Genomic DNA, 6540 nt, shown 5'->3' on the forward strand with positions numbered 1-6540 from the left:
GATCCCCGATCCCCGATCCCCGATCCCCGATCCCCAATCACCCATTTCGCCTGATTTCTTGTATAATATCCTGTGGAGTTAGCGAAAAATGTCTTGGCTGCTGGCATTGGCGCTGCCGTAGAGGCTTGAAACTCAAGCAATTGACTCAGGATACACAGCGCGATCGCAACTAAAAGCTTGAAACGACAAGTACAGTACGGCGAGACACGCCGAAACTGACTCTAGAGCAATCAGAGTAAAAGCTTGGTAAAAGAAGCAACTTAAATTTAAATAATAATGTGCGTTCTGTGAACCAAGAATCTCTAGCACTTTTGGGCTGGGAATGTCAAAATTGTATGTCTGGGTAAAAGTTGAAATTAGGATTAGATTAGGAAGCTCATGTCCCGATACAGAGGACCACGATTAAGAATTACACGTCGCCTGGGTGAATTGCCAGGACTAACTCGTAAAAGCGCCAGACGCTCTTATCCTCCTGGTCAGCATGGTCAGAACCGCAAGAAGCGCTCTGAGTACGCTGTCCGTCTTGAAGAAAAACAAAAACTCCGCTTCAACTACGGCTTGACAGAAAAACAACTGCTGCGGTATGTACGGAAAGCCAGACGTGTGACTGGTTCTACCGGACAAGTGCTACTGCAATTGCTAGAAATGCGCTTGGATAATACAGTTTTCCGCTTGGGTATGGCTCCCACTATCCCAGCAGCACGGCAATTGGTAAATCACGGCCATGTCACAATTAATGGTCGCGTGGTGAATATTGCTAGTTACCAGTGTCGGCCAGGAGAAGTCATTGCTGTTAGAAATAGAGAAGCATCCCGGAAGTTAGTAGAAGCTAACTTACAATATCCCGGTTTAGCGAACCTTCCCAGCCATCTTGAGTTTGACAAAAACAAGATGGAAGGTAAAGTCAACGCTGTGATTGAACGTGAATGGATAGCACTCAGTATTAACGAACTACTCGTTGTTGAATACTACTCACGTCAAGCATAATCGTCATTTGTCCTTAGTAATTGGTCATTTGTCCTTGGCAAATGACCAATTCTTTCGATCAGGGTACAAGAAAGCGGAGCCTGGAACTCAATCCGTGTAATCCAAAATCCAAAATCCAAAATCCAAAATTCTTTGACTAGCCACCAATTTGTGACATGGTGCGAGTGTATCCATCCTTTGTGCCTGAGTTACGCAGCTTAAAATTGATTTCTGGCTTCATAGCTAGCAATTCTCTTACCTGCTGGCGAAGTTCGGTGGTCTTTACTCCAGTTCGTAAAGCTGTTTTTAAATCTATTTGTCCAGTCTCGTTTAGTAAACACGGACGCAACCAACCATCAGCAGAAAGACGCATCCGGTTACACCGATCGCAAAAACATTCCGACATCTGACTGATAAAACCCAGCGTTCCCTTCGCTCCCGGAATTTGAAATACATCGGCTGGCCCGCTACCACGTACCTGAGCTTCTGTCAAGCCCCAACGAGCGCGGATGGTTTGCCGAATTTCTTCAGAAGCTATCCAACCGCGATCGCCAAATAATTCTGGATTACCAATTGGCATAAACTCAATAAAACGGACGTGCCATTGTTTGTCAATAGTCAATGCTGCCAGATCCAAAACTTCATGGTCGTTGACGTCAGGGATAACCACGACATTTAGTTTCAACGGGTCAAATCCTACACTATAAGCAGCTTGAATTCCCTTCCACACATCTTGCCAACGAGAACGACCACGATTACCAATAATTTGGTCAAAAACATCAGGTTCAAGAGAATCCAAGCTAATATTAATTCGCCGTAAACCTGCATGATAGAGACTTTGCGCCATTGGGGCGAGTAAAAAGCCGTTGGTTGTCATTGAGAGGTCTTGTGTTTCCTTAAAAGAAGCGATCGCCCTCACCAATTCCACCACACGTGGACGTAACAAAGGTTCTCCACCTGTCAAACGAAACCGGGTAAATCCTACGGGTATAAAAACTTCTTGAATGAGCGTGATTAGTTCCTCATCAGTCAATAAATTTTGCTTGAGGATATAGTCTAATTCTGTACCCTCTGGCATACAGTATTGACAACGAAAATTGCAGCGATCAATTAAACTAATCCGGAGGTAATCTACCTGGTTCATGACTTTATAATGTTATCTGATGATTTTCATCACTAAGTATTTTTTTGTCAATGCATAAATATATTTTAATTTGCAAATTTTACTTGTAGTCCCAATATTCAGTGAAGCAGGTTAAGGTATTTTACGCTTAACGTGTTTTGATCTGGCATGATCATTTCATCAGTTTCTAATTTAACCCGGTTTCTATCAGAAACCGGGTTTGTGATCCCATCCGTAATTTTGCAATTCACCTATGTCAGAAAATCTTACTCCTCCAATCACCAAGCCTAACCGTCCGCATTTTTCCTCTGGTCCTTGTGCAAAACGCCCTGGCTGGTCTGTTTCTTCTTTACAAGATGCTTATGTGGGTCGCTCTCACCGTTCCGAGGGTGGGAAAGTAAAGTTAAAAGAAGTAATTGAACTATCCAAGCAAATTTTGGGTGTACCGGCAGACTATCGCCTGGGCATTGTACCAGCTTCCGACACTGGTGCAGTAGAAATGGCGCTGTGGTCACTGCTGGGAAAACTCCCCCTAGATATCTTGGCGTGGGAAAGCTTTGGTCAAGAATGGGTTAAAGATGTCGTAGATGAACTACAGTTAAGCGATACTCGCATCCTGAAAGCACCTTACGGCAGTTTACCGGATTTAGCACAAGTGGATTTTAGCCACGACGTAGTATTTTTGTGGAATGGAACTACTTCCGGCGTTCGTGTTCCGAATGGCGATTGGATTCAGTGCGATCGCACCGGGTTAACTATCTGCGATGCGACATCAGCTGTTTTCGCCATGGATATACCTTGGAATAAGTTAGATGTAGTTACCTATTCTTGGCAAAAAGTCTTGGGTGGAGAAGCGCAGCATGGCGTCATTGTCCTTTCACCTCGTGCTGTAGAACGCTTAGAAACCTACAAACCACCACGCCCACTACCAAAGCTATTTCGCCTCGCGCAAAAAGGCAAGTTAATAGAAGGGATTTTTCAAGGAGATACCATCAACACCCCATCAATGCTGTGTGTAGAAGATGCATTAGATGGGCTGAAGTGGGCAGAAACTATTGGTGGACTTCCTGGTTTGATTAACCGCGCTCAAGCCAATCTAGCAGCGATCGCTAAATGGGTGGAACAAAGTAGCTGGGCAAGTTTTTTAGCTGAAAAACCTGAAACTCGCTCTTGTACATCAATTTGTCTCAAGATTGTCGATGCTTGGTTTACTGAGTTAAGTCCAGAACAACAAGGACAATGTGCAAAAAAACTGGCTAAAACCTTAGAAAAGCATCAAGTTGCTTACGATATCGCTTCCTATCGGTCTGCACCTCCTGGAATCAGAATTTGGGGTGGTGCAACAGTTGAAACCGCAGATATCGAAGCCCTACTACCCTGGTTGGATTGGGCTTATGCAAGCGTGAAAGCGGAAATGAAAGAAGTAGCATAAGTCAACTACCCAAACTAGTGGTCTGTCCCATTAATTTTGCTGGGCTGTAAGATCCCCGACTTTTTTCAAAAGTCGGGGATCTGTCTCCTCGTAACCCATCAGAATTTATGCGACAGACCACTAGAAGTTTCGGAATTGTTGACTTACAAAGCCTAGTTGTATAAACTTGAGACCAAGTTGTTTGAACGTGAGCTTCTACGAACAATATTCGTTAGAAGCTTGCGTCATTTTATGCAAGACAAACGCAAATCTTGATTGTTTTTATTTAAGTAATTTAACTAGTTGATTAATTAGTTTTTTGTATAAAAAATAATATTAAACTCTTGTAATTGCCGCTATTTGCCTAAATTTTGCGAATTTTATATTAAATTGAATTTTGATTATGTTTTAAATAGATAAATTCTTATTTAAGTAAAAATAATGAGAATTATCAAAAAATAGTCATATTTAAACTCTGTCAGCACAACTACTTAGATAATAATTAAAGGGTCATTTTTTAGACATAAATCTACCACATGCATAAGTTTCTAGTTGTGCTAAATGTGCCTATATTGGCTGCTTTGATTGCCTTATTGCAAACGTCTGTGTTTGCACAGTCAGGGGATAATGTATCTAAACAAAATGACGAAATTACTGCCAACAGTACATCAAGTTATTGGACTCCTGATCGGCTAAAAAAAGCAAGACCTGCACCTTTACCTTTATCTTCAAATGAAGTTTTTGTAGAAAATAGAACCGTACCAGCTATACCAACAGGTTTACAACAAAGCAGTCCTGGCTTACCACCCCAAGTTAGAGTACAGCTTGAAAAAAAGCCATTATTTAAACCAGATGAAATCAAGAGTACGGAAATTCAGCCTAACAATGTGGGAACACAAAACGCTCACTTTACTAGTTCTCAAGTCGTTCCACTCACTGCTGATACTGCATATCCCTACTCAACAGTAGGTAAACTTTTTTTTACTCAACCAGGGTTAGGTGATTTTGTATGCTCTGCGGCTGTAATTAGGCCAAAACTTATCCTCACAGCAGGTCATTGTGTTCACAAAGGAAGTGGAGGAAGCGGTGGATTCTTCACTAATTTTGTATTTATTCCTGCTTTTAGAGATGGTAGTACTCCATTCAAGCAGTGGTCTTGGAGTCGTGTGATTACAACAAACACCTGGGCTACTGGTAATTCTACATTTCCCAATGCCGCTGACTATGCAATTATAGAAATCCCAGACCAGTATTTTAATCAAACTAACCGCAGAATTGGCGAAATAACTGGCTACCTTGGATATATGACTAACAAGCTACTTCCTAATCACGTGACGATGTTGGGATACCCAGGTAATTTGGATAGTGGCAACAAAATTCATCAAGTTACCGCCGGAAGTTATGCTGAAGGAGGAAATAATACAGCTATCTATGGTTCTGATATGAGAGGTGGGTCTAGTGGTGGACCGTGGATACAGAATTTTGGTGTCTTTTCTTCTGGACAAGTTGATGGCCAAAATAAAAGTCCCAATCAAATTGTTGGGGTGACTTCCTATGGTACTGTGGCTGTCGGGCCGCTGATTCAAGGTAGTTCAATTCTTGATGATCGATTCATAGAGATGTTGAACACAGCGTGCAACTGGGATTCGCGTAACTGTCAATAAAATCTTGCAAAGATAATGTTTAGTCATGATTTGTTTTGAAAAATCCATGACTATTTGATTGCCAGGTTATAAATTAATCACAGCATCATGATCAAGGTTTTATGCATGGGTAACAAAAAACAAACTACACAGAACGCACCAGAACACACAGAAGTAAGATTTTGAGAGGTTTTTTGCCTAAGTCTTAGTGATCAAGAGCGGTAATCAGCAGCGTCTTGTGTTCGCAGATTGTGTAATAATAAACCGATCGCATACACTATTACGTTCCCAACCGTGCAAGCAACTGATAATTTTGATGAGTTAGCTGCTGCTCTACAACAGCCAGCAGACCTGGATTTTGAGATACCTGATCCAGAAGACGAAGAAATTCCGGAGCAGGAATTTCAACAGCAGCTAGATATAGCTTGGCAAGTGTGCGATCGCTTTGATTTGCAAACAGAAATTTGGCGGGGGCGAATTTTAAGAGCAGTCCGAGATCGAGAAAAAAAGGGTGGAGACGGAAGGGGTGCAGGATTTCTCAAATGGCTCAAGGAACGGGAAATCAGTAAAAGTCAAGCTTATGCTTGGATTCAACTTGCTAATAGTGCCGATACACTTCTAGAAGAAGGCAAGCTAGATCCAAGTGCCATCAAGAATTTCAGCAAACGCGCCTTTGTAGAAACCGCTAAATCAGCGCCAGAAGTGCAAATCATGGTCAGTGAAGCCGCACAAAAAGGCGATCGCATTACTAGAAGAGAAGTACGTCAACTCACCGACGAATGGACAGCCATGTCGTCAGATTTATTACCCGAACCTGTCAAGCAAAAAGCAGCAGAAAATGTCCTTCCTCCCCGTTATATTGCGCCTCTGGTAAAAGAAATGGAAAAACTGCCAGAATCGCATCAACAGAGCTTACAGAAGGAAATAGCCCAAAATCCCGACCTCGATACTCTCAAACAGGTAACTTCAGAAGCCCGTAGTCTGGCAAAATATCTCAAAGCAGCAGCTCAAGTTCAAGCATTGAACGAACAAGAAGTTGACATCGAAACCGCGCTTATAGAAGCACAAAGAGTTGGTTGCTTAAGTATAGCTGCGGACTTAGTAAATCAAGCATCCCAGCTAGAACAAACCATTGGCAAATTGTACATGACTTGGAAACGCATCGGTAATTTAGCAGACAGATTGTACGTAGATACTGGTGCAAGTACACCAGAATTGCGATCGCTCCTCGATTGCTTAGAACCCCTTGGTAGCGAAGTGATGGAATTGCAACTCGGTGGTGCAGGAGAACGTACTATCCGCTTGCAAATTCAGGAAACGGGTTAGGTATTGGGGATTGGGGATCGGGCATTGGGCATTGGGCATTGGGCATTGGGTATTGGGGATTGGGGATTGGG

General features: G+C 42.5%; 5 protein-coding genes. 4 read left to right on the forward strand and 1 reads right to left on the reverse strand.

Annotation, left to right across the window (positions count from 1 at the left end; all coding sequences use genetic code 11):
- The first annotated feature begins 378 nt into the window (after positions 1 to 378).
- A complete protein-coding gene (rpsD, locus tag B4U84_RS22395) occupies positions 379 to 987 on the forward strand; it encodes a 30S ribosomal protein S4 (protein ID WP_017311374.1) in 609 nt (202 codons plus the stop codon).
- 136 nt (positions 988 to 1123) lie between these two features.
- On the opposite strand, the gene moaA is transcribed toward rpsD, so the two are convergent.
- Positions 1124 to 2110, reverse strand: a complete 987-nt coding sequence (gene moaA / locus B4U84_RS22400) for a GTP 3',8-cyclase MoaA (RefSeq protein WP_131120608.1) — start codon at positions 2108 to 2110, stop codon at positions 1124 to 1126.
- Between the two features lie 232 nt (positions 2111 to 2342).
- On the opposite strand from moaA, the gene B4U84_RS22405 reads away from it, so the two are divergent.
- The 3 genes from B4U84_RS22405 (at position 2343) to B4U84_RS22415 (ending at position 6469) form a co-directional block, all read left to right on the forward strand.
- Positions 2343 to 3521 (forward strand): phosphoserine transaminase, encoded by a 1179-nt coding sequence (locus tag B4U84_RS22405; protein ID WP_131120609.1) that lies wholly within the window; start codon positions 2343 to 2345, stop codon positions 3519 to 3521.
- Between the two features lie 515 nt (positions 3522 to 4036).
- Positions 4037 to 5164 (forward strand): trypsin-like serine peptidase, encoded by a 1128-nt coding sequence (locus B4U84_RS22410; RefSeq protein ID WP_026081965.1) that lies wholly within the window; start codon positions 4037 to 4039, stop codon positions 5162 to 5164.
- Positions 5165 to 5437: 273 nt separating this feature from the next.
- Positions 5438 to 6469, forward strand: coding sequence for a hypothetical protein (locus tag B4U84_RS22415; protein ID WP_017311378.1), 1032 nt, complete (start codon positions 5438 to 5440; stop codon positions 6467 to 6469).
- Positions 6470 to 6540 lie beyond the last annotated feature (71 nt).

The organism is Westiellopsis prolifica IICB1, assembly GCF_004323185.1.
GTDB lineage: Bacteria > Cyanobacteriota > Cyanobacteriia > Cyanobacteriales > Nostocaceae > Pelatocladus > Pelatocladus prolificus_A.